Source organism: Actinoplanes sp. NPDC020271 (assembly GCF_044388125.1).
Classification (GTDB): Bacteria; Actinomycetota; Actinomycetes; order Mycobacteriales; family Micromonosporaceae; genus Actinoplanes.
Window position 1 is genome coordinate 135,078 of record NZ_JBIRWQ010000014.1, and the last position, 25,827, is coordinate 160,904.

41 protein-coding genes are annotated in these 25,827 nt (G+C 67.3%); 40 read left to right on the forward strand and 1 reads right to left on the reverse strand.

Annotation, left to right across the window (positions count from 1 at the left end; translation table 11 throughout):
* Positions 1-95 precede the first annotated feature (95 nt).
* The 39 genes from ACH442_RS28320 (at position 96) to truA (ending at position 24,208) form a co-directional block, all read left to right on the forward strand.
* Positions 96-422 carry a hypothetical protein gene (locus ACH442_RS28320; protein ID WP_396341248.1) on the forward strand — a complete coding sequence of 109 codons (327 nt, stop codon included), beginning with the start codon at positions 96-98 and terminating at the stop codon, positions 420-422.
* Between the two features lie 126 nt (positions 423-548).
* Positions 549-959, forward strand: a complete 411-nt coding sequence (locus ACH442_RS28325) for a hypothetical protein (RefSeq protein WP_396341151.1) — start codon at positions 549-551, stop codon at positions 957-959.
* A gap of 408 nt (positions 960-1,367) precedes the next feature.
* Complete coding sequence (gene rpsL, locus ACH442_RS28330; protein WP_007465318.1) at positions 1,368-1,742, forward strand: 30S ribosomal protein S12; 375 nt, start codon at positions 1,368-1,370, stop codon at positions 1,740-1,742.
* Position 1,743: 1 nt separating this feature from the next.
* On the forward strand, positions 1,744-2,214 hold the full coding sequence (rpsG, locus tag ACH442_RS28335) for a 30S ribosomal protein S7 (RefSeq protein ID WP_396341152.1): 471 nt from the start codon (positions 1,744-1,746) through the stop codon (positions 2,212-2,214).
* An 85-nt stretch (positions 2,215-2,299) separates the two neighbouring features.
* Positions 2,300-4,396, forward strand: a complete 2,097-nt coding sequence (fusA, locus tag ACH442_RS28340) for an elongation factor G (RefSeq protein ID WP_396341153.1) — start codon at positions 2,300-2,302, stop codon at positions 4,394-4,396.
* Positions 4,397-4,514: 118 nt separating this feature from the next.
* Positions 4,515-5,708, forward strand: a complete 1,194-nt coding sequence (gene tuf, locus ACH442_RS28345) for an elongation factor Tu (RefSeq protein WP_203739449.1) — start codon at positions 4,515-4,517, stop codon at positions 5,706-5,708.
* 367 nt (positions 5,709-6,075) lie between these two features.
* Positions 6,076-6,384, forward strand: coding sequence for a 30S ribosomal protein S10 (rpsJ, locus tag ACH442_RS28350; protein ID WP_007073037.1), 309 nt, complete (start codon positions 6,076-6,078; stop codon positions 6,382-6,384).
* 11 nt (positions 6,385-6,395) lie between these two features.
* A complete protein-coding gene (gene rplC, locus ACH442_RS28355) occupies positions 6,396-7,046 on the forward strand; it encodes a 50S ribosomal protein L3 (RefSeq protein ID WP_396341154.1) in 651 nt (216 codons plus the stop codon).
* Complete coding sequence (gene rplD / locus ACH442_RS28360) at positions 7,043-7,690, forward strand: 50S ribosomal protein L4 (protein ID WP_396341155.1); 648 nt, start codon at positions 7,043-7,045, stop codon at positions 7,688-7,690. Before rplC ends, rplD begins: the two co-directional genes overlap by 4 nt.
* Positions 7,687-7,989 (forward strand): 50S ribosomal protein L23, encoded by a 303-nt coding sequence (gene rplW, locus ACH442_RS28365; RefSeq protein ID WP_203739455.1) that lies wholly within the window; start codon positions 7,687-7,689, stop codon positions 7,987-7,989. Before rplD ends, rplW begins: the two co-directional genes overlap by 4 nt.
* Positions 7,990-8,003: 14 nt before the next feature.
* Complete coding sequence (rplB, locus tag ACH442_RS28370; RefSeq protein WP_396341156.1) at positions 8,004-8,843, forward strand: 50S ribosomal protein L2; 840 nt, start codon at positions 8,004-8,006, stop codon at positions 8,841-8,843.
* A gap of 14 nt (positions 8,844-8,857) precedes the next feature.
* Positions 8,858-9,139 carry a 30S ribosomal protein S19 gene (gene rpsS / locus ACH442_RS28375; protein ID WP_014687760.1) on the forward strand — a complete coding sequence of 94 codons (282 nt, stop codon included), beginning with the start codon at positions 8,858-8,860 and terminating at the stop codon, positions 9,137-9,139.
* A 37-nt stretch (positions 9,140-9,176) separates the two neighbouring features.
* Positions 9,177-9,635, forward strand: a complete 459-nt coding sequence (gene rplV, locus ACH442_RS28380; RefSeq protein ID WP_396341157.1) for a 50S ribosomal protein L22 — start codon at positions 9,177-9,179, stop codon at positions 9,633-9,635.
* A complete protein-coding gene (gene rpsC / locus ACH442_RS28385; RefSeq protein ID WP_185039463.1) occupies positions 9,635-10,486 on the forward strand; it encodes a 30S ribosomal protein S3 in 852 nt (283 codons plus the stop codon). Before rplV ends, rpsC begins: the two co-directional genes overlap by 1 nt.
* A gap of 3 nt (positions 10,487-10,489) precedes the next feature.
* Positions 10,490-10,915, forward strand: a complete 426-nt coding sequence (gene rplP / locus ACH442_RS28390; protein ID WP_014687763.1) for a 50S ribosomal protein L16 — start codon at positions 10,490-10,492, stop codon at positions 10,913-10,915.
* Positions 10,915-11,148, forward strand: a complete 234-nt coding sequence (rpmC, locus tag ACH442_RS28395; RefSeq protein WP_203739467.1) for a 50S ribosomal protein L29 — start codon at positions 10,915-10,917, stop codon at positions 11,146-11,148. Before rplP ends, rpmC begins: the two co-directional genes overlap by 1 nt.
* Positions 11,145-11,417 (forward strand): 30S ribosomal protein S17, encoded by a 273-nt coding sequence (rpsQ, locus tag ACH442_RS28400; RefSeq protein WP_396341158.1) that lies wholly within the window; start codon positions 11,145-11,147, stop codon positions 11,415-11,417. The genes rpmC and rpsQ overlap by 4 nt, the downstream gene beginning before the upstream one ends.
* A 92-nt stretch (positions 11,418-11,509) precedes the next feature.
* Positions 11,510-11,878, forward strand: coding sequence for a 50S ribosomal protein L14 (gene rplN, locus ACH442_RS28405; protein ID WP_014687766.1), 369 nt, complete (start codon positions 11,510-11,512; stop codon positions 11,876-11,878).
* The gene (gene rplX / locus ACH442_RS28410) at positions 11,875-12,195 is read left to right on the forward strand and encodes a 50S ribosomal protein L24 (RefSeq protein WP_185046399.1); all 321 of its coding nucleotides are present in this window, start codon (positions 11,875-11,877) and stop codon (positions 12,193-12,195) included. Before rplN ends, rplX begins: the two co-directional genes overlap by 4 nt.
* Positions 12,195-12,764, forward strand: coding sequence for a 50S ribosomal protein L5 (rplE, locus tag ACH442_RS28415; RefSeq protein WP_396341159.1), 570 nt, complete (start codon positions 12,195-12,197; stop codon positions 12,762-12,764). The genes rplX and rplE overlap by 1 nt, the downstream gene beginning before the upstream one ends.
* Before the next feature lie 2 nt (positions 12,765-12,766).
* The gene (locus tag ACH442_RS28420; RefSeq protein WP_014440734.1) at positions 12,767-12,952 is read left to right on the forward strand and encodes a type Z 30S ribosomal protein S14; all 186 of its coding nucleotides are present in this window, start codon (positions 12,767-12,769) and stop codon (positions 12,950-12,952) included.
* A gap of 74 nt (positions 12,953-13,026) precedes the next feature.
* Complete coding sequence (gene rpsH, locus ACH442_RS28425; protein ID WP_396341160.1) at positions 13,027-13,434, forward strand: 30S ribosomal protein S8; 408 nt, start codon at positions 13,027-13,029, stop codon at positions 13,432-13,434.
* Between the two features lie 14 nt (positions 13,435-13,448).
* A complete protein-coding gene (gene rplF, locus ACH442_RS28430) occupies positions 13,449-13,988 on the forward strand; it encodes a 50S ribosomal protein L6 (protein ID WP_396341161.1) in 540 nt (179 codons plus the stop codon).
* 8 nt (positions 13,989-13,996) lie between these two features.
* Positions 13,997-14,380 carry a 50S ribosomal protein L18 gene (gene rplR / locus ACH442_RS28435; protein WP_203739547.1) on the forward strand — a complete coding sequence of 128 codons (384 nt, stop codon included), beginning with the start codon at positions 13,997-13,999 and terminating at the stop codon, positions 14,378-14,380.
* 13 nt (positions 14,381-14,393) lie between these two features.
* Positions 14,394-15,014, forward strand: a complete 621-nt coding sequence (rpsE, locus tag ACH442_RS28440) for a 30S ribosomal protein S5 (protein ID WP_396341162.1) — start codon at positions 14,394-14,396, stop codon at positions 15,012-15,014.
* On the forward strand, positions 15,014-15,196 hold the full coding sequence (rpmD, locus tag ACH442_RS28445; protein WP_014687772.1) for a 50S ribosomal protein L30: 183 nt from the start codon (positions 15,014-15,016) through the stop codon (positions 15,194-15,196). The genes rpsE and rpmD overlap by 1 nt, the downstream gene beginning before the upstream one ends.
* Complete coding sequence (gene rplO, locus ACH442_RS28450) at positions 15,196-15,645, forward strand: 50S ribosomal protein L15 (protein WP_396341163.1); 450 nt, start codon at positions 15,196-15,198, stop codon at positions 15,643-15,645. Before rpmD ends, rplO begins: the two co-directional genes overlap by 1 nt.
* Before the next feature lie 232 nt (positions 15,646-15,877).
* Positions 15,878-17,218: a preprotein translocase subunit SecY gene (secY, locus tag ACH442_RS28455; RefSeq protein ID WP_396341164.1), complete on the forward strand. Its 1,341-nt coding sequence runs from the start codon at positions 15,878-15,880 to the stop codon at positions 17,216-17,218.
* A 74-nt stretch (positions 17,219-17,292) separates the two neighbouring features.
* On the forward strand, positions 17,293-17,946 hold the full coding sequence (locus ACH442_RS28460; protein ID WP_203739488.1) for an adenylate kinase: 654 nt from the start codon (positions 17,293-17,295) through the stop codon (positions 17,944-17,946).
* Between the two features lies 1 nt (position 17,947).
* The gene (gene map, locus ACH442_RS28465) at positions 17,948-18,778 is read left to right on the forward strand and encodes a type I methionyl aminopeptidase (RefSeq protein WP_396341165.1); all 831 of its coding nucleotides are present in this window, start codon (positions 17,948-17,950) and stop codon (positions 18,776-18,778) included.
* Positions 18,779-18,825: 47 nt separating this feature from the next.
* On the forward strand, positions 18,826-19,263 hold the full coding sequence (locus tag ACH442_RS28470; protein ID WP_396341166.1) for a DUF1707 domain-containing protein: 438 nt from the start codon (positions 18,826-18,828) through the stop codon (positions 19,261-19,263).
* Positions 19,264-19,477: 214 nt separating this feature from the next.
* Positions 19,478-19,699, forward strand: a complete 222-nt coding sequence (infA, locus tag ACH442_RS28475; protein ID WP_007073013.1) for a translation initiation factor IF-1 — start codon at positions 19,478-19,480, stop codon at positions 19,697-19,699.
* A 102-nt stretch (positions 19,700-19,801) separates the two neighbouring features.
* Positions 19,802-19,918 (forward strand): 50S ribosomal protein L36, encoded by a 117-nt coding sequence (rpmJ, locus tag ACH442_RS28480; protein ID WP_014687778.1) that lies wholly within the window; start codon positions 19,802-19,804, stop codon positions 19,916-19,918.
* 150 nt (positions 19,919-20,068) lie between these two features.
* Positions 20,069-20,449 carry a 30S ribosomal protein S13 gene (rpsM, locus tag ACH442_RS28485; protein ID WP_185039472.1) on the forward strand — a complete coding sequence of 127 codons (381 nt, stop codon included), beginning with the start codon at positions 20,069-20,071 and terminating at the stop codon, positions 20,447-20,449.
* A 17-nt stretch (positions 20,450-20,466) separates the two neighbouring features.
* A complete protein-coding gene (rpsK, locus tag ACH442_RS28490; RefSeq protein WP_014440747.1) occupies positions 20,467-20,874 on the forward strand; it encodes a 30S ribosomal protein S11 in 408 nt (135 codons plus the stop codon).
* 16 nt (positions 20,875-20,890) lie between these two features.
* The gene (gene rpsD, locus ACH442_RS28495) at positions 20,891-21,517 is read left to right on the forward strand and encodes a 30S ribosomal protein S4 (RefSeq protein WP_396341167.1); all 627 of its coding nucleotides are present in this window, start codon (positions 20,891-20,893) and stop codon (positions 21,515-21,517) included.
* Between the two features lie 83 nt (positions 21,518-21,600).
* Complete coding sequence (locus ACH442_RS28500; RefSeq protein WP_203739500.1) at positions 21,601-22,623, forward strand: DNA-directed RNA polymerase subunit alpha; 1,023 nt, start codon at positions 21,601-21,603, stop codon at positions 22,621-22,623.
* A 40-nt stretch (positions 22,624-22,663) separates the two neighbouring features.
* Positions 22,664-23,239, forward strand: coding sequence for a 50S ribosomal protein L17 (rplQ, locus tag ACH442_RS28505; protein WP_396341168.1), 576 nt, complete (start codon positions 22,664-22,666; stop codon positions 23,237-23,239).
* 144 nt (positions 23,240-23,383) lie between these two features.
* Entirely contained in the window at positions 23,384-24,208 is an 825-nt protein-coding gene (truA, locus tag ACH442_RS28510) for a tRNA pseudouridine(38-40) synthase TruA (RefSeq protein WP_396341169.1), read from the forward strand.
* Between the two features lie 83 nt (positions 24,209-24,291).
* Here truA and ACH442_RS28515 read toward each other — a convergent pair whose 3' ends face one another.
* Entirely contained in the window at positions 24,292-25,056 is a 765-nt protein-coding gene (locus ACH442_RS28515; RefSeq protein ID WP_396341170.1) for a hypothetical protein, read from the reverse strand.
* A 94-nt stretch (positions 25,057-25,150) separates the two neighbouring features.
* Between ACH442_RS28515 and ACH442_RS28520 the strand changes: the two genes are divergently transcribed.
* The gene (locus ACH442_RS28520; RefSeq protein WP_396341171.1) at positions 25,151-25,771 is read left to right on the forward strand and encodes a class I SAM-dependent methyltransferase; all 621 of its coding nucleotides are present in this window, start codon (positions 25,151-25,153) and stop codon (positions 25,769-25,771) included.
* Positions 25,772-25,827: the final 56 nt, after the last annotated feature.

A 25,827-nucleotide genomic window follows, 5' to 3' on the forward strand; every position in this document is an offset into this window, starting at 1 on the left:
CGCGCGTTTGCGCGGCCGCCCCAGCGGCGTTTGCGCCGGGCCGCGCGGATCAGAACCCCAATTAGGATGTACGAGTGACCGTTCAGCTCGCGCCCATGCGCCATCCCCTGGATCCGGAGCCGGCGCCCTCGACGAAGGCCCGGGCGGTCTTCGTGCTGGGGCTGGTCGGGCTGTTGACCGGGCCCCTCATCGGTGGCGTGATTCCTGCCACCATCGCGTTGCTCCTGGCCCGTCAGACGTCCCGTGAGGCGTTCGCAGCCGGTGGCTACCTCACCGGTGGCGCCTGGATCCGCCGGGGCCGCACACTTGCCTGGGCGGGCCTCGCGCTGGCGCTGACAGCGCTGGTGGTGGCCTTGATCGCGGGCCTGCTGCACCTGGCCGCCGCGCCCGGCGGCACGGATTTCGCCCCCGGCACCGACTGATCGCCGGCCGACGGCCGGCAGGCGGGGGAGCACCGGCCGGGCTGCGGGGCGGCACGTCCGGGTGACATGCTTCTGAACATGATGCAACCCCCACCGCCCATGCCGTACGGTTCGCAGCCTTATGGCGTGCCTCCGCAGCCGGCGAGCGGCTGGGAGACCGAGCGCGTGGACGTGGTGAGCGGCACTCCGTTCGGTCTGGTGCAGCTCCGCGTCGTGCCGATCACCTCGGGGCTCGCGATCGGCTCGCTGATCGCCGGGATCGCGGCGATCCTCGTGTCCCTCCTCGCGATCTGCTTTGGCTTCACGACCGGCGGCCCCTGGGTCGGCGGGGCATTCACACTGCTCAGCGTCCTGGCCGGCGGGGGAGCGATCACCGCGGCGGTGCTCGCGATCCGGCAGATCCGGCGTTCCGGCGAGCCGGGGCGGGTCCGGTTCACCGGTCGCGGGCTGGCGATCTCCGGCATCGCGTGCGGCGGGTCCGGCGCGGGAATATCGTTGCTGGCGTTGTTGCTGGGATTAGTGTTCCAGTCTTCTTGACTGGTCCCGATGCGTGGATCCGGCACCGCGGCATTGCCGCGCCGGGGCACCCGGTACACTGGTATACGGAGATGTCCGTCGTGGGGTCCTGGGTTCATTTTGACCTGGGTGCCTATGGTGGGTACTCTTTCCCCTCGTGCCCGGGCTCGCCCGGGCAACTCGTGCGTGCACCCGAATCGGAACGTACGACGGGTATTGCCGCACGACGGGCAGGGTTCCGCGAGAACCCATGTCCTGACAAAGACAAGATCCGGTACGCGTGACCTCATCGCGCGTGGCGGGACCGTGAGCCGGACGACACGCCCGACCGCGGGTGCGGGACGCTCCTTCCAGGAGGGCCTCGCACACAGGCAGAACACTCGGTGCGGCCGTAAAACAGGAAACGGCCGAAGGGAGCGGAGAAACCCGGTGCCCACGATCCAGCAGCTGGTCCGCAAGGGCCGCCAGGCGAAGACGACCAAGACGAAGACGCCGGCACTGAAGGGAAGCCCTCAGCGGCGCGGCGTGTGTACCCGCGTGTACACCACCACCCCCAAGAAGCCGAACTCTGCGCTGCGCAAGGTCGCTCGCGTGAAGCTGAGCAGCCAGATCGAGGTCACGGCGTACATCCCGGGTGTCGGTCACAACCTGCAGGAGCACTCGATCGTGCTCGTGCGTGGCGGCCGAGTGAAGGACCTTCCCGGCGTCCGCTACAAGATCGTCCGCGGTTCGCTGGACACCCAGGGTGTCCGCAACCGCAAGCAGGCCCGCAGCCGTTACGGCGCGAAGAAGGAGAAGAGCTGATATGCCGCGTAAGGGCCCCGCTCAGCGTCACCCGGTGGTCGCTGACCCGGTGTACAACTCGCCGCTGGTGACCCAGCTGGTCAACAAGATCCTGATCGGCGGCAAGCGTTCGCTGGCCGAGCGCATCGTGTACGGCGCCCTCGAGGGTGCGCGCGAGAAGAGCGGCACCGACCCGGTGGTCATCCTCAAGCGCGCGATGGACAACGTGAAGCCGACCCTCGAGGTCCGCAGCCGCCGCGTCGGTGGCGCGACCTACCAGGTGCCGATCGAGGTGCGCACGCCGCGCCAGACGACTCTGGGTCTGCGCTGGCTCGTCCAGTACTCCAAGGTCCGTCGCGAGAAGACCATGATCGAGCGGCTGCAGAACGAGCTGCTCGACGCCAGCAACGGCCTCGGCGCAGCTGTGAAGCGTCGCGAGGACACTCACAAGATGGCGGAGTCCAACAAGGCCTTCGCGCACTACCGCTGGTAAGACCCTGCTGCGGGCCCGGTCAATCACCGGGCCACGGCAGTCGTACCGGTTCACGAGACGACGACGAAGAAAAGTAGGGATGGACGTGGCTGCCGCAGACGCGCTCGCCAAGGTTCGCAACATCGGCATCATGGCGCACATCGACGCTGGTAAGACGACGACGACTGAGCGCATCCTGTTCTACACCGGCATCACGTACAAGATCGGTGAGGTCCACGAGGGCGCCGCCGTCATGGACTGGATGGAGCAGGAGCAGGAACGCGGTATCACCATCACCTCCGCCGCCACGAAGTGCGAGTGGAAGGGCTACACGATTCAGATCATCGACACGCCCGGCCACGTCGACTTCACGGTCGAGGTCGAGCGGTCGCTGCGCGTGCTCGACGGCGCGGTGGCGGTCTACGACGGCGTTGCCGGCGTGGAGCCCCAGACCGAGAACGTCTGGCGTCAGGCGGACAAGTACCACGTCCCCCGGATGTGCTTCGTCAACAAGCTCGACCGGACCGGAGCGGACTTCTTCCGCTGCGTGCAGATGATGATCGACCGGCTGAACGCCACGCCGCTCGTGCTGCAGATCCCGATCGGCCTCGAGGGCGACCACATCGGCGTCGTCGACCTGATCAACATGAAGGCGCTCACCTGGCGCGGGGAGACCCAGAAGGGTGAGGACTACGCCGTCGAGGAGATCCCGGCCGACCTGGTCGACTCCGCGACCGAGTGGCGCGAGAAGCTCATCGAGACCCTGGCCGACGTCGACGACGCGGTCATGGAGAAGTACCTCGAGGGCGAAGAGGTCTCGATCGACGAGATCAAGGCCGCCATCCGGCGCGCCACGATCGCCAGCAAGGCCAACCCGGTCCTGTGTGGCTCGGCGTTCAAGAACAAGGGCGTTCAGCCCATGCTCGACGCCGTCGTCGACTACCTGCCGTCGCCGCTGGACATCCCGGCGATCGAGGGCACGGCCACCGACGGCGAGACGCCGATGCTGCGCAAGCCGTCGAACGACGAGCCCTTCTCCGGCCTGGCCTTCAAGATCCAGACCGACAAGCACCTCGGCAAGCTGACCTACGTCCGGGTCTACTCGGGCACGCTCGACTCCGGTTCCCAGGTGGTCAACTCCACCAAGGACCGCAAGGAGCGCATCGGCAAGATCTACCAGATGCACGCGAACAAGCGTGAGGAGCGCGCCACCGCGCAGGCCGGCGACATCATCGCCGTCCAGGGTCTCAAGCAGACCACCACCGGTGACACGCTCAGCGACCCGGCGAACCCGGTCATCCTGGAGTCGATGACCTTCCCGGAGCCGGTCATCCAGGTCGCCATCGAGCCGAAGACCAAGTCGGACCAGGAGAAGCTGGGCACCGCGATCCAGCGCCTGGCCGAGGAGGACCCGACCTTCCGCGTCTTCAACGACGAGGAGACCGGTCAGACGATCATCGCCGGCATGGGCGAGCTCCACCTGGACATCCTGGTGGACCGCATGCGCCGCGAGTTCAACGTCGAGGCCAACATCGGCAAGCCGCAGGTGGCGTACCGTGAGACGATCCGCGGCACCGTGGAGAAGCACACGTACGTCCACAAGAAGCAGACCGGTGGCTCGGGCCAGTACGCGAAGGTCGTCGTCAACGTCGAGCCGCTGCCGCTCGACGCCGACGGTCCCACGTACGAGTTCGTGAACGCTGTCACCGGTGGTCGTATCCCCAAGGAGTTCATCCCCTCGGTGGACGCGGGTGCGCAGGACTCTCTGCAGTACGGCGTCCTCGCCGGCTACCCGCTGGTCGGCGTGAAGTTCACGCTGGTCGACGGTCAGTACCACGAGGTCGACTCCTCCGAGATGGCGTTCAAGATCGCCGGCTCCATGGCGATGAAGGAAGTGGCCCGCAAGGCCGACCCCGCGCTGCTCGAGCCGATGATGTCCGTCGAGGTCACCACCCCGGAGGACAACATGGGCGACGTGATCGGCGACCTCAACTCCCGGCGTGGCATGATCCAGTCGATGGAGGAGCGTCACGGCGCCCGCGTCGTGAAGGCTCTCGTGCCGCTCTCGGAGATGTTCGGCTACGTCGGCGACCTGCGGTCGAAGACTGCGGGCCGGGCGAGCTACAGCATGCAGTTCGACTCCTACGCCGAGGTTCCTCAGAACGTGGCGAAGGAGATCATCGCTAAGGCCACCGGCGCCTGACGCGTTGAGGCACGTGCGGCCTGTCGAGGGCCGCACGTGCACGAGCAGTCGACAGAGTCCTGAGCGCCTTATCGGCGTGCCGGGCGAAAAGTAATGATCAGTCCACAGGAGGACACCAGTGGCGAAGGCGAAGTTCGAGCGGACTAAGCCGCACGTCAACATCGGCACCATTGGTCACATCGACCACGGTAAGACGACGCTGACTGCGGCCATCACGAAGGTCCTGCACGACGAGTTCCCGGACCTGAACCCGTACACCCCGTTCGACGAGATCGACAAGGCGCCGGAGGAGAAGGCCCGCGGCATCACGATCTCGATCGCGCACGTCGAGTACCAGACCGCGGCGCGCCACTACGCGCACGTGGACTGCCCCGGCCACGCCGACTACATCAAGAACATGATCACCGGTGCTGCCCAGATGGACGGCGCGATCCTGGTCGTGGCCGCCACCGACGGCCCGATGCCGCAGACCAAGGAGCACGTCCTCCTGGCCCGCCAGGTCGGCGTTCCGTACATCGTCGTCGCCCTGAACAAGAGCGACATGGTCGAGGACGAGGAGCTCCTGGAGCTCGTCGAGCTCGAGGTCCGCGAGCTGCTGAGCACCTACGAGTTCCCGGGCGACGACCTGCCGGTCGTTCGCGTGTCGGCGCTCAAGGCGCTCGAGGGCGACCCGGAGTGGACCGGCAAGCTCATGGAGCTGATGAACGCGGTCGACACCGCGATCCCGCAGCCCGAGCGTGAGACCGAGAAGCCGTTCCTCATGCCGATCGAGGACGTCTTCACGATCACCGGTCGTGGCACCGTGGTGACCGGTCGCGCCGAGCGCGGCATCCTCAAGCCGAACGAGGAGGTCGAGATCGTCGGTATCCGCGAGAAGTCGACCAAGACCGTTTGCACCGGCATCGAGATGTTCCGCAAGCTGCTCGACGAGGCCCGCGCGGGTGAGAACGTCGGTCTGCTGCTCCGCGGCATCAAGCGCGAGGACGTCGAGCGCGGCATGGTCGTCGTGAAGCCGGGCACCTCTACTCCGCACACGGAGTTCGAGGGCCAGGTCTACATCCTCTCGAAGGAGGAGGGTGGCCGGCACACCCCGTTCTTCCAGAACTACCGGCCGCAGTTCTACTTCCGCACCACGGACGTCACCGGCGTCGTCACGCTGCCCGAGGGCACCGAGATGGTCATGCCCGGCGACTCCACCTCCATGTCCGTGAAGCTGATCCAGCCGATCGCCATGGAGCAGGGCCTGAAGTTCGCGATCCGTGAGGGTGGCCGCACCGTCGGCGCCGGAACGGTCACGAAGATCAACAAGTGATTGAAGGTTGTCCATGGTCAGCCATGGGCAACCTCTCAATGGTGACCCCGATTAGCAATGCTGAGTTCAATCCGGCATACTAGTCAGGTTGCGTCCGCGCGGGGTGGGTTCCTGACGTGCTCAGGGCCCACCCTCGCCGGGTGTCCGGGTGTGTTTGTTCGCCGCCCGGCGCCCCAGATCCCCGCGATCGCGTTCGTCCCGGCAAGATCGGGGACGGAGGCCGGAAGCCGAGTGCCCAGCACTCTGTGACGAGGCGCGACACGCCCGACCGCGGGGGTCGGACAACGCAGGATCAACGGTCCTGCGGGCATGTGGAGGCCACCGCTTCCGCACGTAGCGGCATCGAGAGAAGGAAACAGAAGCCACCATGGCGGGACAGAAGATCCGCATCCGGCTCAAGGCCTATGACCACGAGGTCGTCGACTCCTCGGCGCGGAAGATCGTCGAGACGGTGACGCGTACCGGGGCGCAGGTCGCGGGCCCGGTGCCGCTGCCCACGGAGATCAACCGTTTCTGCGTGATCCGTTCGCCGCACAAGTACAAGGACTCGCGCGAGCACTTCGAGATGCGCACGCACAAGCGGCTGATCGACATCATCGACCCGACTCCGAAGACGGTCGACTCGCTCATGCGCCTCGACCTGCCGGCTGGCGTCGACATCGAGATCAAGCTGTAGGGATCCGGACAATGGACAGGCAAGTAAAGGGGATCCTGGGCGCCAAGCTCGGCATGACCCAGGTCTGGGACAACAACAAGGTCGTCCCGGTGACCGTGGTTCAGGCCGGCCCGTGCGTCGTGACCCAGGTCCGTACTGACGAGAAGGACGGCTACGCGGCTGTCCAGCTGGCCTACGGCGCTATTGACCCTCGTAAGGTCAACAAGCCCGAGAGCGGCCACTATGCGAAGGCCGGTGTCTCGCCGCGCCGTCACCTCGTGGAGCTGCGCACGACCGACGCCGGTTCGTACGAGCTCGGCCAGGAGGTCACCGTCGAGGCGTTCACCGCGGGTACCGCGATCGACGTCACCGGTAAGACCAAGGGCAAGGGCTACGCCGGTGTCATGAAGCGGCACGGCTTCCACGGTCTGCGTGCCAGCCACGGTGTCGAGCGCAAGCACCGCTCGCCCGGCTCGATCGGCGCCTGCGCGACCCCGGGTCGCGTCTTCAAGGGCGTCAAGATGGCCGGCCGCATGGGCAGCAAGCGCTACACCGTGCAGAACCTGACGGTGCAGGCGGTCGACGCCGAGCGCAACCTGATCCTGGTCCGTGGCGCTGTGCCCGGCCCGAAGGGCGCGCTGATCCTGGTCCGCACCGCGGCCAAGAAGGGTGGTGTCAAGTGAGCTCGGTCGACATCATCAACGCCGAGGGCACGAAGACCGGGTCGGTCGACCTGCCCGCCAGCGTCTTCGACGCTCAGGCGAACATCCCGCTGATGCACCAGGTCGTCGTGGCGCAGCTGGCCGCGGCCCGGCAGGGTACGCACAAGGCGAAGACCCGCGGCGAGGTCGCCGGTGGCGGCAAGAAGCCGTACAAGCAGAAGGGCACCGGTCGCGCCCGCCAGGGCTCGATCCGCGCGCCGCAGTTCACCGGTGGTGGCGTCGTGCACGGTCCCGTGCCGCGTGACTACAGCCAGCGGACCCCCAAGAAGATGAAGGCCGCCGCTCTGCGTGGCGCCCTCTCCGACCGGGCCCGTGACGGCCGCGTGTTCGTCGTCGAGTCCTTCGTCACCGGCGAGACGCCGTCGACCAAGGCCGCCGTCGCCACGCTGCGGAAGGTCGCGCAGACGACCAAGATCCTCGTCGTTCTGGACAGCCAGGACGAGCTGAACTGGATCTCGCTGCGCAACGAGCCGACCGTGCACCTCATCGAGGCCGGCCAGCTGAACACGTACGACGTGCTGGTCGCTGACGAGGTCGTCTTCACCAAGGTCGCGCTGGACGAGTTCCTGGGCGGGTCCGAGAAGTCCGAGGAGGGCGACAAGTGAGCACGATCGCCGACCCGCGCGACATCATCGTCGCCCCGGTGGTCTCCGAGAAGAGCTACAGCGTTCTCGACCAGAACTGGTACACGTTCACGGTCCACCCGGACGCGAACAAGACCCAGATCAAGATCGCGATCCAGCAGATCTTCAACGTCCGCGTGCTGACGGTGAACACCGCCAACCGCGAGGGCAAGCGCAAGCGCACCAAGACCGGTTTCGGTCAGCGCAAGGCGACGAAGCGCGCGATGGTGAAGCTGGCTGACGGTGACCGTATCGAGGCCTTCGGCGGCCCGGTCAGCTAAGGGGTTTGTGAATCATGGCTATCCGTAAGTACAAGCCGACCACGCCGGGCCGCCGCGGCTCGAGCGTCGCCGACTTCGCCGAGATCACCCGGTCCACCCCGGAGAAGTCTCTGCTGGTCCCGCTGCCCAAGAAGGGTGGTCGCAACGTCCACGGCCGCATCACCACGCGGCACCAGGGCGGCGGCCACAAGCGGCAGTACCGGCTGATCGACTTCAAGCGGAACGACAAGGACGGCGTGCCGGCCAAGGTCGCTCACATCGAGTACGACCCGAACCGCACGTCGCGCATCGCGCTGCTGCACTACGCCGACGGCGAGAAGCGCTACATCCTCGCGCCGAAGGACCTGAAGCAGGGCGACCGCGTCGAGTCGGGCGTGGACGCGGACATCAAGCCGGGGAACAACCTTCCCCTGCGCAACATCCCGGTCGGTACGACGATCCACGGTGTGGAGCTTCGTCCCGGCGGTGGAGCCAAGCTGGCCCGCTCGGCCGGCGTCGGCATCCAGCTGCTCGGCCGTGAGGGCGCGTACGCCACGCTGCGTATGCCGTCCGGTGAGATCCGGCGTGTCGACGTGCGTTGCCGCGCGTCGATCGGCGAGATCGGCAACGCCGAGCAGTCGAACATCAACTGGGGTAAAGCCGGCCGTATGCGGTGGAAGGGCAAGCGCCCGACCGTCCGTGGTGTCGCCATGAACCCTGTCGACCACCCGCACGGTGGTGGTGAGGGTAAGACCTCCGGTGGTCGTCACCCGGTCAACCCGGCTGGTAAGCCGGAGGGCCGTACCCGCCGCAAGGGCCAGGAGAGCGACAAGCTGATCGTTCGCCGCCGCTACGCCACCCGCAAGCGCGGGTAACGGGAGTTTAAAAGATGCCTCGCAGCCTGAAGAAGGGCCCGTTCGTCGACGACCACCTGCTCAAGAAGGTGGAAGTCCAGAACGAGAAGAACTCGAAGAACGTCATCAAGACCTGGTCGCGGCGTTCGACCATCATCCCCGACATGCTCGGGCACACGATCGCCGTGCACGACGGGCGCAAGCACGTCCCGGTGTTCGTCACCGAGGCGATGGTCGGGCACAAGCTCGGCGAGTTCGCTCTGACCCGCACGTTCAAGGGTCACGAGAAGGACGACCGCAAGAGCCGTCGTCGCTAAGCAGATTCACGAATTAGAGGATTTAGGAGCTACAGCGATGCCAGCAAAGGGCGACGCTCCGGTGCTTCCGGGCGCGCGGGCGGTTGCGCGACACGTGCGCATCTCGCCGAACAAGGCGCGCCGGGTGGTCAACCTCGTTCGTGGTCTGCCCGCGAAGGAGGCGCTGACCGTCCTGCAGTTCGCGCCGCAGGCCGCCAGCGAGCAGGTCTACAAGGTGCTTGCCAGCGCCGTTGCGAACGCGGAGAACAACGAGCGGCTCGACCCCGACGCACTCCTCGTGAGCGAGGCGTTCGTCGACGAGGGTCCCACGCTCAAGCGGTTCCGTCCGCGGGCGCAGGGCCGGGCGTACCGGATCCGCAAGCGCACGAGTCACATCACTATCGCGGTCGAGGCGGTCCAGGTGGCCCGCCCGGCGAAGAAGGCTTCGGCGAAGAAGGCCACTGCGGCCGCTGAGCCGGCTGCCGCCGAGTCCCAGAGCACGGAGGGTGCCGAGTAATGGGTCAGAAGGTTCACCCCACCGGGTTCCGCCTCGGCATCTCCACCGACTGGAAGAGCCGCTGGTTCGCGGACAAGCTCTACAAGGACTACATCGGCGAGGACGTCAAGATCCGCCGCATGATGTCCAAGGGCCTCGAGCGTGCCGGCATCTCCAAGGTGGACATCGAGCGGACCCGCGACCGGGTTCGGGTCGACATCCACACCGCCCGGCCGGGCATCGTCATCGGCCGTAAGGGTGCGGAGGCGGACCGGATCCGCGGCGAGCTCGAGAAGCTCACCGGCAAGCAGGTCCAGCTGAACATCCTCGAGGTCAAGAGCCCCGAGTCGGATGCGCAGCTGGTGGCCCAGGGCGTCGCCGAGCAGCTGTCCTCCCGGGTCAGCTTCCGCCGCGCGATGCGCAAGGCCATGCAGTCGGCCATGAAGAACCCGATCTGCAAGGGCATCCGGGTGCAGGTCTCCGGCCGCCTCGGTGGCGCGGAGATGAGCCGCACGGAGTTCTACCGTGAGGGTCGCGTTCCGCTGCACACGCTGCGGGCGAACATCGAGTACGGCTTCTTCGAGGCCCGTACCACGTTCGGCCGGATCGGCGTGAAGGTCTGGATCTACAAGGGCGACGCTGTTCCCGGCCGCGAGGCCGTGGCCGAGGCGCCGGCGCGTCCGCGCCGTGACCGCGCCGACCGTCCCGAGCGTCCGCGCCGTGGCCGTTCCGGCTCGTCCGGCACGACCGCGGGCGGCACCGAGGCGGGTCGCGCTGCGGCCCAGTCCCGGTCCACCGCGGACGGCGACAACGCGAACGACGCCGCGGTTGCCGCGGCTCCGGCTCCGGCCGAAACGCAGCAGGAGGGCTGACACATGCTGATGCCGCGTAAGCCCCCAAAGGGCTTCCGTAAGCCGCACCACCCGGACCGCCACGGTGCGTCCAAGGGCGGCAACCGGGTCGTCTTCGGCGAGTTCGGTATCCAGGCTCTCGAGCCCGCGTACGTGACCAACCGGCAGATCGAGTCGGCGCGTATCGCGATGACCCGTCACATCAAGCGTGGCGGTAAGGTCTGGATCTCGATCTTCCCGGACCAGGCGCTGACCAAGAAGCCCGCCGAGACCCGCATGGGTTCCGGTAAGGGTTCTCCCGAGTGGTGGGTGGCGAACGTCAAGCCGGGTCGGATCCTCTTCGAGATGTCCTTCCCGAACGAGACGGTCGCGCGTGAGGCGATGCGCCGCGCGATCCACAAGCTCCCGATGAAGTGCCGCATCGTGACGCGCGAAGTGGGTGAAAGCTGATGGCAGCGGGCGTTAAGGCAGCCGAGCTGCGCGAGAGCTCCGACGAGGAGCTGGTCGCGAAGCTGCGGGAGGCCAAGGCGGAGCTGTTCAACCTTCGCGTGCAGCGCGCGACCGGCCAGCTCGACAATCACCGTCGACTGCAGGTCGTCCGCAAGGACATTGCGAAGATCTACACGATCATGCGTGAGCGCGAGCTGGGGCTCTCGGTTGCGCCGGATGAGGTGAGCGCATGAGTGAGAACACTGTTGCGCCGCGCGCCCAGCGCAAGGTGCGTGAGGGTCTCGTGGTCAGCGACAAGATGGACAAGACCGTCGTCGTCGAGGTCGAGGACCGCGTCAAGCACGCGCTGTACGGCAAGGTCATCCGTCGTACCCGCAAGCTGAAGGTGCACGACGAGCAGAACGCCGCCGGCACCGGCGACCGGGTTTCGATCATGGAGACCCGCCCGCTCTCCGCCACCAAGCGGTGGCGGATCGTGGAGATCCTCGAAAAGGCCAAGTGAGTACGCTGGGCCGGCTGCGGCCGGCCCAGCGGACCATCGTTCCGCCAAGCTTCGGTAGGTCACCGGAGAACTGGCAGACATAGGAGACAGACGTGATCCAGCAGGAGTCGCGACTGCGTGTCGCCGACAACACGGGTGCCCGGGAGATCCTGTGCATCCGCGTGCTCGGTGGCTCCGGTCGCCGTTACGCGAGCATCGGCGACGTCATCGTGGCCACGGTCAAGGACGCCATTCCGGGCGCTGGTGTGAAGAAGGGTGACGTCGTCAAGGCGGTCATCGTCCGCACCAGCAAGGAGCGGCGCCGTCCCGACGGCTCGTACATCCGCTTCGACGAGAACGCCGCCGTCATCATCAAGGACGGTGGGGACCCCCGCGGTACCCGCATCTTCGGCCCGGTCGGGCGCGAGCTGCGCGACAAGCGGTTCATGAAGATCATCAGCCTGGCGCCGGAGGTGCTCTGACCGTGAAGATCAAGAAGGGCGACACGGTCGTCGTCATCGCCGGCAAGGACAAGGGTGCCAAGGGTAAGGTCATCGCGGCCTTCCCGCGGCAGGACAAGGTCCTGGTCGAGGGCGTCAACCGAGTCAAGAAGCACGAACGCATCCGCACCACCCAGCGTGGTTCGAAGACCGGTGGCATCGTCACCCAGGAAGCCGCGATCCACATCTCCAACGTGCAGATCCTGGACGACCAGGGGAAGCCGACCCGGATCGGTTACCGGATCGACGAGAACGGCACCAAGGTCCGTATCGCGCGTACGACCGGTAAGGAACTGTGATGACTGCCGCCACTGAGACGAAGACGCTGCCGCGTCTGAAGACCAAGTATCGCTCCGAGGTCGTTGCGGCGCTCCAGGAGCAGCACAAGTACGGCAACCCCATGCAGATCCCCGGCCTGGTCAAGGTCGTCGTGAACATGGGTGTCGGCGAGGCTGCCCGGGATGCCAAGCTGATCGACGGCGCGGTCCGTGACCTGACCACGATCACCGGCCAGAAGCCGCTGATCCGCCGGGCGACCAAGTCCATCGCGCAGTTCAAGCTGCGCGAGGGCATGCCGATCGGCGCGAAGGTCACCCTGCGCGGCGACCGGATGTGGGAGTTCCTGGACCGGCTGCTGTCCATCTCGCTGCCGCGTATCCGTGACTTCCGTGGCCTCGACGGCCGCAAGCTCGACGGTCACGGCAACTACACCTTCGGTCTGACCGAGCAGTCGGTGTTCCACGAGATCGATCAGGACAAGATCGACCGGCCGCGGGGCATGGACATCACGATCGTCACGACGGCCACGACCGACGACGAGGGCCGGGCGCTCCTGAAGCTCCTGGGCTTCCCGTTCAAGGAGAACTGAACATGGCTAAGAAGGCGCTGATCATCAAGGCGGCCGCGAAGCCGAAGTTCGCCGTGCGCGCATACACCCGCTGCCAGAAGTGCGGTCGCCCGCACTCGGTCTACCGCAAGTTCGGCCTGTGCCGCGTTTGCGTGCGGGACATGGCTCACCGCGGTGAGCTGCCCGGCGTGTCCAAGGCCTCCTGGTAACCGACTTAGTAATACCGCTTCGCCGTAGGCCTGGTCCTACCGGGAACCCCGGCGAGAAAGGTTGACGAATACCCATGACGATGACGGACCCGATCGCAGACATGCTGACGCGTCTGCGCAACGCCAACCAGGCGTACCACGACAAGGTGACCATGCCGTACTCGAAGATCAAGGCGAACATCGCCGAGGTCCTCAAGTCCGAGGGTTACATCGCGTCGTGGACGGCTGAGGAGCCCGAGGAGGGCGCGGTCGGCAAGCGTCTGGTCGTTGAGCTCAAGTACGGCCAGAACCGCGAGCGCAGCCTTGCCGGCATCAAGCGCGTCTCGAAGCCCGGCCTGCGGGTTTACGCCAAGAACGACGAGCTGCCCCGCGTGCTCGGTGGTCTCGGTGTCGCGATCATTTCGACGTCCCAGGGACTGCTGACCGACAAGCAGGCCCGCAAGCGGAGCGTTGGCGGGGAAGTCCTCGCCTTCGTCTGGTAACTGGAGACTTTGACATGTCGCGAATCGGACGTAAGTCGATCCCGGTCCCGGCCGGCGTCGACGTCACCATCACGGGGCAGACCGTCAAGGTCAAGGGCCCCAAGGGCGAGCTCACCCACACCGTGGCTGAGCCGATCACTGTCGCCCAGGAGGGCGGCGAGCTGGTCGTCAACCGCCCCAATGACGAGCGCAAGGCCAAGGAACTGCACGGCCTCTCCCGCACGCTGGTCGCCAACATGATCGTCGGAGTGACCGAGGGCTACAAGAAGACCCTCGAGATCAACGGCACCGGCTACCGTGTCACCGCGAAGGGCAAGGACCTGGAGTTCGCTCTGGGCTTCTCGCACCCGGTGAACATCGTGCCGCCGGTGGGGATCAGCTTCTCGGTGGAGAAGCCGACCCAGTTCACGGTGTCGGGCATCGACAAGCAGCTGGTCGGCGAGGTCGCCGCCAACATCCGGAAGATCCGCCCGCCGGAGCCCTACAAGGGCAAGGGCGTCAAGTACCAGGGCGAGGTCATCCGCCGCAAGGCTGGAAAGGCAGGTAAGAAGTGACCGCCACGCTGCTCAAGCGCCGCAATGGCGGCGGTGTCGCCTCCCGGCGAGCCGTTGGCAAGGCGCGTCGGCACTTCCGGGTCCGCAAGAACGTGCGCGGCACGGCCGAGCGTCCCCGCCTTGTCGTCACCCGGTCCACGCGGAACATCACCGCGCAGATCATCGACGACCTCAAGGGCCACACGCTGGCTTCGGCCTCGACCCTCGACACCACGATCCGGGGCACCGAGGGCGACAAGAGCTCGCAGGCAGGCAAGGTCGGCACGCTCCTCGCCGAGCGCGCCAAGGCTGCGGGTATTTCCAAGGTCGTCTTCGACCGCGGTGGCAACAAGTACGCGGGGCGTATCGCCGCGCTTGCCGATGCCGCTCGCGAAGCCGGACTCGAGTTCTAGGAGGATTTGACCAATGCCTGGTCAGCAGCGCCGTGGCGGCGGGTCCGGCGGCAACAACGAGGGTGGCGGCCGCCGCGACAACCGTCGCGAGGGCGGGCGTAACGCCCCCGTCGAGAAGACCCCCCACCTGGAGCGGGTCGTCGCGATCAACCGTGTCGCCAAGGTCGTGAAGGGTGGTCGTCGCTTCAGCTTCACCGCCCTGGTGATCGTCGGTGACGGTGACGGCACCGTCGGTGTCGGTTACGGAAAGGCCAAGGAGGTGCCCGCGGCCATCGCCAAGGGCGTCGAGGAGGCCAAGAAGCACTTCTTCAAGGTTCCGCGTATCGGTGCGACCATTCCGCACCCGATCACGGGTGAGGCTGCCGCGGGTGTCGTCCTGCTCAAGCCGGCGTCCGCTGGTACCGGTGTCATCGCCGGTGGTCCGGTGCGCGCCGTGCTGGAGTGCGCGGGCATCCACGACATCCTCTCGAAGAGCCTCGGCTCCTCGAACCCGATCAACATCGTGCACGCCACGGTGGCGGCGCTGAAGGGCCTCGAGTCCCCGGAGCAGGTCGCGGCTCGCCGCAGCCTCCCGGTCGAGGACGTGGCGCCCGCGGCCATGCTGGCGGCGCGCGCGGAAGCGGCGGTGCACTGATGGCTCGCTTGAAGGTCACCCAGATCCGGTCCGAGATCGGGCGCAAGCAGAACCAGCGTGACTCGCTGCGTTCGCTCGGCCTGAAGCGGATCAACGATGTGGTGGTCAAGGAAGACCGTCCCGAGATCCGGGGCATGATCTTTGCCGTGAACCACCTCGTCACTGTCGAGGAGGTCGAGTAATGGCGATCAAGATTCATGACCTGAAGCCGGCTCCCGGTGCCAAGACCAAGAAGACCCGCGTGGGTCGTGGTGAGGGCTCCAAGGGCAAGACGGCCGGCCGCGGTACCAAGGGCACCGGCGCCCGGAAGAACACTCCGGCGTCGTTCGAGGGTGGGCAGATGCCTATCCACATGCGCCTGCCGAAGATCAAGGGCCTGCGGAACCGCCCGCGCAACAAGGTCGTGTTCCAGGTCGTGAACCTGGACCGGCTTGCCGAGCTGTTCCCGAACGGTGGCGAGGTCGGCCCGTCCGAGCTCGTCCAGGCCGGCGCGGTTCGCAAGAACCAGCCGGTGAAGGTCCTGGGCTCGGGTGAGCTGGGTGGCGTGTCGCTGACCATCTCGGCGCACGCGTTCAGTGACTCGGCGAAGGAAAAGATCGCAGCCGCTGGTGGTTCCGCCACCGAGCTGTGAGGCTTGCGGGGATGCTCGTCCGGACTCGTGTTCGGCGAGCATCCCCTTGTGCCGTTTGACCTGCAATTTTGTGATCGGTAGTAACGCAGTGCCTCGTGGACGGCTACCGTGGCTGACCACGACGGGACAAGACTGTTAGAGTCCGTTCCCAGCTAGGGATATCGGTCATCCGGGCCGATGCCTTCCCCCCGTACCGCCGATAAAGGCGGTCACCTCGCGCAGGAGGAAGAAGTTGCTCTCCGCCTTTTCGAGTGCGTTGCGGACGCCTGACCTGCGCAAGAAGTTGTTGTTCACGGTGGCGATCATCGCGCTCTACCGGCTCGGCGCAACCTTGCCCAGTCCGGGCGTGTCGTACACCAACGTGCAGGCCTGTCTCAAACTGACCGAGCAGTCGGGCAACCAGGTTCTGAACCTGTTGAACCTGTTCTCCGGCGGTGCTCTGCTCCAGCTCTCGGTCTTCGCGCTCGGCATCATGCCGTACATCACGGCGTCGATCATCCTGCAGCTGCTCACCGTGGTCATCCCGCGGCTGGAGCAGCTCCGCAAGGAGGGTCAGTCCGGCCAGGCGAAGATCACCCAGTACACCCGGTACCTGACGCTGGGCCTGGCGATCCTGCAGTCCTCGGCGTTCGTCGCCCTCGCGCGCACCGGCCAGCTCTTCGGCGGCCTCTGCGACCAGGACAACCCGGCGTACCAGATCATCCCCGAGGGCACCGGCATCCCGATGTGGCTGACGCTGACCGTGCTGGTGATGACGATGACCGCCGGCACCGGCATGGTCATGTGGCTCGGCGAGCTGGTCACCGACCGCGGCGTCGGCAACGGCATGTCCGTCCTGATCTTCACCTCGATCGCGGCCCGCCTTCCTGGCGAGGGCTGGACGATCAAGCAGACCGCCGGCACCGCGAAGTTCCTCCTGGTGATCGCGCTGGTTCTGGTGATCATCGGCCTGGTGGTCTTCATCGAGCAGGCGCAGCGGCGCATCCCGGTGCAGTACGCGAAGCGCATGATCGGCCGCCGGATGTACGGCGGAACCTCGACCTACATCCCGCTGAAGGTGAACCAGGCGGGTGTCGTCCCGGTCATCTTCGCGTCGTCGCTGCTCTACCTGCCCCAGCTGTACTTGCAGTTCTTCGACAAGAACAACCTCAAGGGCTACCAGATCTGGATCCAGAACTGGCTGGCGGCGCCGACCAGCTGGGTCTACATCACCGTCTACTTCCTCCTGATCATCTTCTTCACGTACTTCTACGTGTCGATCACGTTCAACCCGACCGAGGTCGCGGAGAACATGAAGAAGTACGGTGGTTTCGTACCGGGGATCCGCCCGGGCAAGCCGACCGCCGACTACCTGGATTTCATCCTCAGCCGGATCACGCTCCCGGGCGCGCTCTACCTGGGTCTGATCTCGGTCCTGCCGAACTTCTTCTTCATCTGGCTCGACCAGCAGCAGTACCAGAACTTCCCGTTCGGTGGCACCGCCGTCCTGATCATGGTCGGTGTGGGTCTGGAGACGGTGAAGCAGATCGAGAGCCAGCTCATGCAGCGGAACTACGAAGGGTTCCTCCGGTAGTGGGTACGCGGGGCCGGGGGGCTCTGGCGTCAGCGGTTGGCGTGGTGTGGTGCGACCGAAGCGAGGCGATGTAGGTGCGGCTGGTACTGGTGGGCCCTCCGGGGGCCGGCAAGGGGACCCAGGCTGAGTTCATCGCCGCCCATCTCGCCGTACCGAAGATCTCGACCGGGGACATCTTCCGCGCGAACGTCTCGCAGGGCACCCCGCTCGGCGTCGAGGCCAAGCGCTACATGGACGCCGGGCAGTTGGTGCCGGACGAGGTGACCATCAACATGGTCCGGGACCGGCTCGCCGAGCCGGACGCCGGCGACGGGTTCCTGCTGGACGGGTTCCCGCGCACGGTGCCGCAGGCGAACGCGCTGGACAAGCTGCTGGCCGACCTCGGCACGGCGCTGGACCTGGTGATGGAGCTCGTGGTCGACGACGACGAGGTGATCCGGCGGCTCTCCGGCCGCCGGACCTGCCGGGGTTGCGGCAAGATCTGGCACGTCGAGTTCGACCCGACGAGCAAGGAGAACATCTGCGACCGCTGCGGGTCGGAGCTGTTCCAGCGGGACGACGACAAGGCCGAGACGATCGCCAACCGCCTGGTGGAGTATGCGGACAAGACCGCGCCACTGGTCGACTACTACGGCGCTCAGGGCAAGCTGGTGGGCATCGACGCGACCGGCCCGGTCGAGGACGTGACCGTGCGCGCGATCGACGCCCTCCGGTCGTACGGGGGCTGAGATGCGTCGTCAGGAGCTGGACATCCAGCTGAAGACGCCGGAGCAGATCGAGAAGATGCGGGCGGCCGGCCTGGTCGTCCACGCCGCGCTGGAAGCGATGCGCGAAGCTGTCGCTCCCGGCGTCTCGACCGGCGATCTGGACGCGATCGCGGAGAAGGTGATCCGCGATCACGGGGCCATCCCGTCGTTCAAGGGCTACCACGGCTTCCCGGCCTCGATCTGCGCGTCGAACAACGAGCAGGTCGTGCACGGCATCCCCAGCCCGGAGCAGATCCTCGTCGAGGGCGATCTGATCTCGCTGGACTGCGGCGCGATCCTGGACGGCTGGCACGGCGACTCGGCGATCACGGTCGGCGTCGGCGAAACCGATCCGGCGTTGCTGCGGATGGCCGAGGTCGCCGAGGACGCGATGTGGGCCGGGATCGCCGCCGCGGCGCGGGGCGTGGCCAACGGGCGGGGCCGGCTCACCGACATCTCGTTCAACATCGAGAAGGTGATCCGCAAGGCCGGGCGGTACGGGATCGTCGACGGTTACGGCGGGCACGGCATCGGCACCGAGATGCATCAGGAACCGCACGTGCTCAACCACGGCAAGCCGGGCCGCGGCCCGCGTCTGATCGCCGGCATGGCGCTGGCCATCGAGCCGATGATCACGATGGGTTCGCCGCGCACGCTGGAGCTCTCCGACGGCTGGACCGTGGTGACCCGCGACGGCTCGCGCGCGGCGCACGTGGAGCACACCATGGCGCTGCTGGAGGACGGGGTGTGGGTGACCACCGCCCTGGACGGTGGAAAGGCCCGTCTGGGCGATCTGGTGACCGCTCGCGCCTGATCGGTGCGGCCTTTCGACCCTCGCGTACGCCTGGCATGCTGTGACGCATGGGACGCGAGGGGATGCGGGCCGGGGACAGCGATCGTCAGCGAGTCGCGGATCAGTTGAAGACCGCGCTGGACGAGGGCCGGCTGGATCTGAACGAGTACGACGAGCGGGTCCAGCGGGCCTACGCGGCACGCACGTATCAGGATCTCGACGGTCTCCTCGACGACCTGCCCGGCACGATCCCGGTGCAGCACGCTCAGGTCCAGCAGCACACCCCGCCGCCGCAGCCGGTGCAGTCCCCGGTCGGCAAGGACCGGCACTCCGGCGGGCACACGTTCGGCTCGGCGCTCACGGCGTTCCTGGTCTGCACGCTGATCTGGGCGGTCTCGTCGGTCAGCTCCGGTCACGCGTACTATTTCTGGCCCGCTTGGGTGTTGATCCCGGTCGTCATCACGGCCGTCGGCGCGCTGACCGATCGCCGTCGCCGCGACCGCTGAGCGGGGCGTGACACGCCCGACCCCGGGTATGGGCGACCTCGGTTTGGCGTCCCCGAAACGTGCGCGTAGACTGGCTTGCTGGCGCGCAGCGTCCACTCTTTCATGTCCTCAGCGCTTCGAGGATCGAGGGAGCCGCGGCTGGTCCGAGTCCCAAGAGGCTCGGGTACGACGTTGCAAAGCCTGCCCCAGAACCCGATGTCAGGTAGCGGAGGACATGCCAAAGAAAGACGGAGCCATCGAGATCGAAGGCCGAGTGATCGAGCCCCTGCCGAACGCCATGTTCCGCGTTGAGCTCGCCAATGGTCACAAGGTCCTGGCACACATCTCCGGGAAGATGCGCCAGCACTACATCCGCATCCTTCCCGAGGACAGGGTCGTCGTCGAGCTCTCGCCGTACGACCTGACCCGTGGGCGCATCGTCTACCGCTACAAGTGAGCCTTCCTCGACGTGGTGCGGGCCCTCGGCCCGGCGCCATGCCGAGAAGGTCGGGTCGCGGGGATTTCACAAGTCCCGTCTGACTGAGAGTTAAGGCAAACCGTGAAGGTCAAGCCGAGCGTCAAGCGGATCTGCAACAACTGCCGGATCATCCGGCGGCACGGCCGGGTCATGGTCATCTGCTCCACCGACCCGCGCCACAAGCAGCGCCAGGGCTGAGTAGACCCGCGCAGGATCCGTACCACTGAATAAGCCCCTCCCAGCCGTCGTCCGACGGCTGCACCCCCGGTCGGAGGCCGGGGCCCGCCCGGGCAGGCGGGAAGGGATGGGCACAGACCTCCGCGACAACAACGAGGAGTACGCCCACTAATGGCACGTCTCGTCGGCGTCGATCTTCCCCGCGAAAAGCGGATGGAGATCGCGCTCACCTACATCTTCGGGATCGGGCGCACCCGGTCCGTCGAAGCACTGAACGCTACGGCGATCGACCTGAACAAGCGCGCCAAGGACCTCACGGAAGAGGAGCTGCTCAAGCTCCGCGAATACATTGAGGCCAACTTCAAGGTTGAGGGCGACCTGCGCCGCGAGGTCGCCGCGGACATCCGCCGCAAGGTTGAGATCGGCTGCTACGCCGGCATCCGCCACCGCAAGGGTCTGCCCGTTCGGGGTCAGCGGACCCGGACCAACGCTCGTACCCGTAAGGGCCCGAAGCGCACGGTCGCCGGTAAGAAGAAGCCCGGTCGGAAGTAATAGGAGCGCACTGACTTATGCCACCGAAGGCACGCGCAGGGGCCGCAGTCAAGAAGGTCCGGCGCAAGGAACGCAAGAACGTCGCCCACGGGCAGGCGCACATCAAGAGCACCTTCAACAACACCATCGTGTCGATCACCGACCCGACCGGTGCGGTCATCTCCTGGGCCTCTTCCGGCCAGGTGGGCTTCAAGGGCTCCCGCAAGTCGACTCCGTTCGCCGCGCAGCTGGCCGCCGAGGCCGCCGCTCGCCGGGCCATGGAGCACGGCATGCGCAAGGTCGACGTTTTCGTCAAGGGCCCCGGTTCCGGCCGGGAGACCGCCATCCGTTCGCTGCAGGCCGCTGGTCTCGAGGTCGGTCAGATCTCCGACGTGACCCCGCAGCCGCACAACGGGTGCCGTCCGCCGAAGCGTCGTCGGGTCTAAGGGAGATCTGGAAACAATGGCTCGTTACGTAGGTGCGGACTGCAAGCGCTGCCGCCGCGAGAAGATGAAGCTGTTCCTCAAGGGCAGCAAGTGTGACGGGCCGAAGTGCCCGTTCGAGTCGCGTCCCTTCCCGCCCGGCCAGCACGGCCGTGGCCGGACCAAGGAGACCGAGTACCTGCTCCAGCACCGCGAGAAGCAGAAGGCCCGCCGCGTGTACGGCGTGCTGGAGAAGCAGTTCCGCGGGTACTACGAGGAGGCCGTCACCAAGCCCGGCAAGACCGGTGAGGTGCTGCTGCAGATCCTCGAGTCGCGTCTGGACAACGTCGTCTACCGGGCCGGCTACGCCGCGTCCCGGGACGCCGCCCGCCAGCTGGTCAAGCACGGCCACTTCCTGGTGAACGGCGTCAAGGTCGACATCCCGTCGTACCGGGTGAAGGAGCACGACATCGTCACGCTCCGCGAGAAGTCGAAGGAGATGACTCCCTTCGTCGTCGCGCAGGCTCAGGCGGGTTCCCGGCCGGTGCCGGCCTGGCTCGAGCCGATCCCGAGCGAGATGAAGATCCTCGTTCACACGCTCCCGGCCCGCGCTGTCATCGACACGCAGGTCCAGGAGCAGCTGATCGTCGAGCTCTACTCCAAGTAACAAGTTGTCCGGCGCCCTGAAAAGGCGCCGGACAATCCAGATGGCCATCAAATAGCGGTTGGCCGGACAGAAAGAAGAACAGCGTGCTCATCAGCCAGCGGCCCTCCCTCTCGGAGGAGTCGATCAGCGAGACCCGTTCCCGGTTCACCATCGAACCGCTGGAGCCGGGCTTCGGTTACACCCTCGGTAACTCGCTCCGGCGCACCCTGCTGTCGTCCATCCCGGGCGCTGCGGTCACCAGCATCAAGGTCGACGGCGTGCTGCACGAGTTCACCACGATCCCCGGTGTCAAGGAGGACGTGGTCGAGCTGGTCATGAACGTCAAGGAACTGACCGTCAGCTCGGAGCACGACGAGCCGGTCAGCATGTACCTGCGCAAGCAGGGCCCGGGCGACGTGACCGCCGGTGACATCCAGCCCCCGGCCGGTGTCTCGGTGCACAACCCGGACCTGAAGCTGGCCACGCTGAACAGCAAGGGCCGGCTCGACATGGAGCTGACCGTCGAGCGGGGTCGTGGCTACGTCACGGCGGCGCAGAACAAGAGCGCGGGCGCGGAGATCGGCCGGATCCCGGTCGACTCGATCTACTCGCCGGTGCTCAAGGTCACCTACCGCGTCGAGGCGACCCGTGTCGAGCAGCGCACCGACTTCGACCGTCTGATCATCGACGTCGAGTCGAAGGCGTCCATCTCGCCGCGGACCGCGCTGGCCTCGGCCGGCTCGACCCTGGTCGAGCTGTTCGGGCTGTGCCGGGAGCTGGACGAGACCGCTGAGGGCATCGACATCGGCCCGTCGCCGCAGGACGCGCAGCTCGCTGCCGACCTGGCTCTCCCGATTGAGGAGCTGGACCTCACCGTCCGGTCGTACAACTGCCTCAAGCGTGAGGGCATCAACTCGGTGGGCGAATTGATAGGGCGTACCGAGGCCGACCTCCTGGACATCAGGAACTTCGGCCAGAAGTCCATCGACGAGGTCAAGATGAAGCTCGCCGGAATGGGCCTGGGCCTCAAGGACAGCGCGCCGTCCTTCGACCCGGCGCACGTCGTGGACTCGTTCGGCGACGTGGACTACGACACCGACGATTACCGCGAGACCGAGCAGCTCTAAGCTCTCGGGCCTGGCGCCATCTTTTCAAGGAGCATCGGAAATGCCCACGCCCACCAAGGGTGCCCGCCTCGGCGGCAGCCCGGCACACGAGAAGCTCATCATGGCCAACCTGGCCACCGAGCTCTTCCGGCACGGGAAGATCAAGACCACCGAGACCAAGGCGAAGCGGCTGCGCCCGCTGGCTGAGCAGCTCATCACGAAGGCCAAGCGCGGCGATCTGCACGCCCGTCGCCGGGTGCTGACCGTCGTGAAGGACAAGGACGTCGTGTACGCCCTGTTCGAGCAGATCGCTCCGCGATACACGGGCCGTCCCGGTGGCTACACCCGGATCACCAAGACCGGTCCCCGCAAGGGCGACGCTGCTCCGATGGCGATCATCGAGCTGGTCGAGGAGGCCCCGATCGCGGCCACCAACGCGCCGGCTCCGGCCGCCAAGGCCGCCGCTCGCAAGGCCGCGCAGCAGGACAAGGTCGAGGCTCTGGCCCCGGAGGAGGAGACCGCGCCCGCCGCGGTCGCCGACGACCAGGACGCCGAGGCTCCGATCAGCGCTTCCGGTGACAAGGAGGCCGACGGTCCCGGGACCAAGGCCGAGGGCGAAGACACCGACAAGGCCTGATCCGGCGTCGACGAGGAGCCCGGCATCCGAGAGGGTGCCGGGCTTCACGCTTTGAAAAACGATTATTTGGTACGACGTGAGCCCAGTCCCGTGGCGCGGCGACGCGAGGCGGATCGTGGGCCCGGCCGAGGAGCGCGCTGCGGCATGACGGAAAAGATCCGCCTTCGACTCGACGTCTCCTACGACGGCGCGAACTTCTCGGGCTGGGCGGCACAGCCCAGCCGTCGTACTGTCGCAGGGGTTCTGACCGAGGCCCTGCATCGGATCCTCGGGGCGTCGGGCGAGGAATGGCCGCTGGGACTCACGGTGGCCGGACGCACCGACGCCGGAGTGCACGCCACCGGCCAGGTCTGTCACATCGAGCTGCCGGCCGAGCGGTACGAGGAGCTGGCCGGCTCGCTGCTGCGGCGGCTGAGCGCGCTGATGCCGCCGGATGCCCGGGTCAAGGGCGTGGTGCCGGTCCCGGAGACGTTCGACGCACGGTTCTCGGCCACGTTCCGGCGCTACGAGTACCGGGTCTGCGACGACGGCTGGGGGCCGGAGCCGCTGCGCCGTTACGACACGATCGGCTGGCAGCGCCCGCTCGACCTGGACCGGCTCAACGCCGCCGCGGCGGGGCTGCTCGGGGAGCACGACTTCGCCGCCTTCTGCAAGCGCAAGGAGCACGCCACCACGATCCGCGCGATCGCCCGGCTGGACTGGCGCCGCGAGGCGGACCGGACGCTGGTGGCGACCGTGCAGGCCGACGCGTTCTGCCAGGCGATGGTGCGCAGCCTGGTCGGCGCGATGCTCGCGGTCGGTGAGGGGCGTCGTGAGCCGGAGTGGCCGGCGAAGCTGCTCACCCTGCGGGAGCGGTCCAGTGAGGTGACCGTGGCTCCGGCGCACGGGCTGACGCTGGTCGCGGTGGGGTATCCGGCGCAGGAGGAGTACGCGGCCCGCGCCGACGCCACCCGCCGCCTGCGCGCCTGACCACTCGCGTGCCGGCTAGGTTCTGTCCGCGGATCACGCGGGGCTGGGCCACGCCTCGCTCCCACGTGATCCGTGGACAGAACCTAGGAGCGGTGGTCCAGGACCTGCTCGGTGAGGTAGGCGTCGAGCAGGTCGCCGGTCACGCGCGGCAGGGCCGGGTCGGTGCTGGTGACCGGCTCGCCGCCGGTACCGGTGATCACGCAGTAGAGCAGGTAGTGGCCGTGGGCGCGGTATCCGATCGGCGTACCGGGCGGGGCCTGTTCGCCGCTGAGGGCGGTGAAGCTGCCGTCGTCGGCTTCGACCAGGCGGCCGACCTGGTCGCCGACCGCCGCGGCGCTCTGCGAGTCGGCCAGGTTGAGGACGCCGGCGGTCACTTCGAAGCCGCTCGCCGGGGCGTTCAGCGTTGCTCGGACGGCCTGCGAACACCCGTACGCGGAAATCGCGGAGCGCAGGGCGCCGGTGACCGCAAGCGTGCAGTCGGCCTGGTCGGAGGTGGTCTTGACCTCGAAGCCGGCGAAGCCGGTGGGGAAGACCTCGGCGACGGTGAGGGGGCGCGGATCGTCGGCGCGCGAGGCGATGCGGCTCTCGCCGGCGGCCGGGCCCTGGCTCTCGTCGCCGACGATCAGGAACGCCGAGACCAGGCAGATGCCGAGCACGATCAGTGCGGCCAGGCCGCGGGTGAGGATGGTCATGGCCGGGTACGGCTCACGCCGCACGTGCCGCTGCGGACGAGCCCGGACCTGCTGCCGATGCTGGCCGGAGGATCGCGGGAACGGTGCGGACGGCAGCACGAGACCGGCTGCCGGGGCGGCGCGATGGGCGGAGCGCGTCGGGGTGGCGAAGCGCATGGGCACAAGTTAGGTGCGCACGTCAGTCGATGAACGCACAGTCTGTCCGGCACCCGGTGCGCCGTGCGGCGTTGTGACGCGGGAAACTTGTGGGGTGACCGCCGAGCATTACTTCAGCACCGACCCGGACGCCCCGATGCGCCGGGGCGAGATCGAGTTCAGCGTGGCCGGCCGGGACTACCGGCTCGCCGTGGCCTCCGGGGTGTTCTCCGCCGGGCGGCTCGACCCGGGGACCGCGGTGCTGCTGCGCAAGGCGGACCTGCCGGGCGCGGCCGTCGAGGGGGATCTGCTGGACCTCGGGTGCGGCTATGGGCCGATCACCTGCGTGCTGGCGTCCGAGGCGCCGCGCGCGACTGTGCACGCGATCGACGTGAACTCCCGCGCTCGCGAGCTGACCAGCGAGAATGCGACCAAGCTGGGGCTCGGTGCGCGGGTGCGGGTGAGCGCTCCCGACGACGTACCGGAGGAGGTGCGGTTTGCCCAGATCTGGAGCAACCCGCCGACCCACGTGGGCAAGGCCGAGCTGCACGCGCTGATGGAGCGCTGGTTGCCGCGGCTGGCGCCGGGCGGGGTCGCCTGGCTGGTGATCAACCGGAATCTCGGGGGAGACTCGCTGCACGCCTGGCTGGTCGAGCGCGGCCGGCAGGTCGAGCGGGTCGCCAGCCAGAAGGGTTTCCGGGTGTTGAAGGTCACCCTCCCGGGCGCGACCTCCTGACGCGTGCTGCCGGTGACCGGAAAACCGGCTGCCGTCCGAGACCTTGACCGGGCAGG

Bases quoted from the DNA above. Each gene is read 5' to 3' on its own strand.
- rpsS (WP_014687760.1), top strand. From the start codon at position 8,858: ATGCCTCGCAGCCTGAAGAAGGGCCCGTTCGTCGACGACCACCTGCTC.
- rplE (WP_396341159.1), top strand. From the start codon at position 12,195: ATGACTGCCGCCACTGAGACGAAGACGCTGCCGCGTCTGAAGACCAAG.
- rplP (WP_014687763.1), top strand. From the start codon at position 10,490: ATGCTGATGCCGCGTAAGCCCCCAAAGGGCTTCCGTAAGCCGCACCAC.
- rpmC (WP_203739467.1), top strand. From the start codon at position 10,915: ATGGCAGCGGGCGTTAAGGCAGCCGAGCTGCGCGAGAGCTCCGACGAG.
- rpsH (WP_396341160.1), top strand. From the start codon at position 13,027: ATGACGATGACGGACCCGATCGCAGACATGCTGACGCGTCTGCGCAAC.
- rpsG (WP_396341152.1), top strand. From the start codon at position 1,744: ATGCCGCGTAAGGGCCCCGCTCAGCGTCACCCGGTGGTCGCTGACCCG.
- rplO (WP_396341163.1), top strand. From the start codon at position 15,196: ATGGCGATCAAGATTCATGACCTGAAGCCGGCTCCCGGTGCCAAGACC.
- rpsE (WP_396341162.1), top strand. From the start codon at position 14,394: ATGCCTGGTCAGCAGCGCCGTGGCGGCGGGTCCGGCGGCAACAACGAG.
- rpsM (WP_185039472.1), top strand. From the start codon at position 20,069: ATGGCACGTCTCGTCGGCGTCGATCTTCCCCGCGAAAAGCGGATGGAG.
- rpsK (WP_014440747.1), top strand. From the start codon at position 20,467: ATGCCACCGAAGGCACGCGCAGGGGCCGCAGTCAAGAAGGTCCGGCGC.
- rplB (WP_396341156.1), top strand. From the start codon at position 8,004: ATGGCTATCCGTAAGTACAAGCCGACCACGCCGGGCCGCCGCGGCTCG.
- truA (WP_396341169.1), top strand. From the start codon at position 23,384: ATGACGGAAAAGATCCGCCTTCGACTCGACGTCTCCTACGACGGCGCG.
- rpmD (WP_014687772.1), top strand. From the start codon at position 15,014: ATGGCTCGCTTGAAGGTCACCCAGATCCGGTCCGAGATCGGGCGCAAG.
- rpsD (WP_396341167.1), top strand. From the start codon at position 20,891: ATGGCTCGTTACGTAGGTGCGGACTGCAAGCGCTGCCGCCGCGAGAAG.
- ACH442_RS28515 (WP_396341170.1), bottom strand. From the start codon at position 25,056: ATGCGCTTCGCCACCCCGACGCGCTCCGCCCATCGCGCCGCCCCGGCA.
- rpsJ (WP_007073037.1), top strand. From the start codon at position 6,076: ATGGCGGGACAGAAGATCCGCATCCGGCTCAAGGCCTATGACCACGAG.
- rplC (WP_396341154.1), top strand. From the start codon at position 6,396: ATGGACAGGCAAGTAAAGGGGATCCTGGGCGCCAAGCTCGGCATGACC.
- rpsC (WP_185039463.1), top strand. From the start codon at position 9,635: ATGGGTCAGAAGGTTCACCCCACCGGGTTCCGCCTCGGCATCTCCACC.
- infA (WP_007073013.1), top strand. From the start codon at position 19,478: ATGCCAAAGAAAGACGGAGCCATCGAGATCGAAGGCCGAGTGATCGAG.
- rplF (WP_396341161.1), top strand. From the start codon at position 13,449: ATGTCGCGAATCGGACGTAAGTCGATCCCGGTCCCGGCCGGCGTCGAC.
- rplQ (WP_396341168.1), top strand. From the start codon at position 22,664: ATGCCCACGCCCACCAAGGGTGCCCGCCTCGGCGGCAGCCCGGCACAC.
- rpsQ (WP_396341158.1), top strand. From the start codon at position 11,145: ATGAGTGAGAACACTGTTGCGCCGCGCGCCCAGCGCAAGGTGCGTGAG.
- rplV (WP_396341157.1), top strand. From the start codon at position 9,177: ATGCCAGCAAAGGGCGACGCTCCGGTGCTTCCGGGCGCGCGGGCGGTT.
- ACH442_RS28470 (WP_396341166.1), top strand. From the start codon at position 18,826: ATGGGACGCGAGGGGATGCGGGCCGGGGACAGCGATCGTCAGCGAGTC.
- ACH442_RS28320 (WP_396341248.1), top strand. From the start codon at position 96: ATGCGCCATCCCCTGGATCCGGAGCCGGCGCCCTCGACGAAGGCCCGG.
- ACH442_RS28420 (WP_014440734.1), top strand. From the start codon at position 12,767: ATGGCTAAGAAGGCGCTGATCATCAAGGCGGCCGCGAAGCCGAAGTTC.
- map (WP_396341165.1), top strand. From the start codon at position 17,948: ATGCGTCGTCAGGAGCTGGACATCCAGCTGAAGACGCCGGAGCAGATC.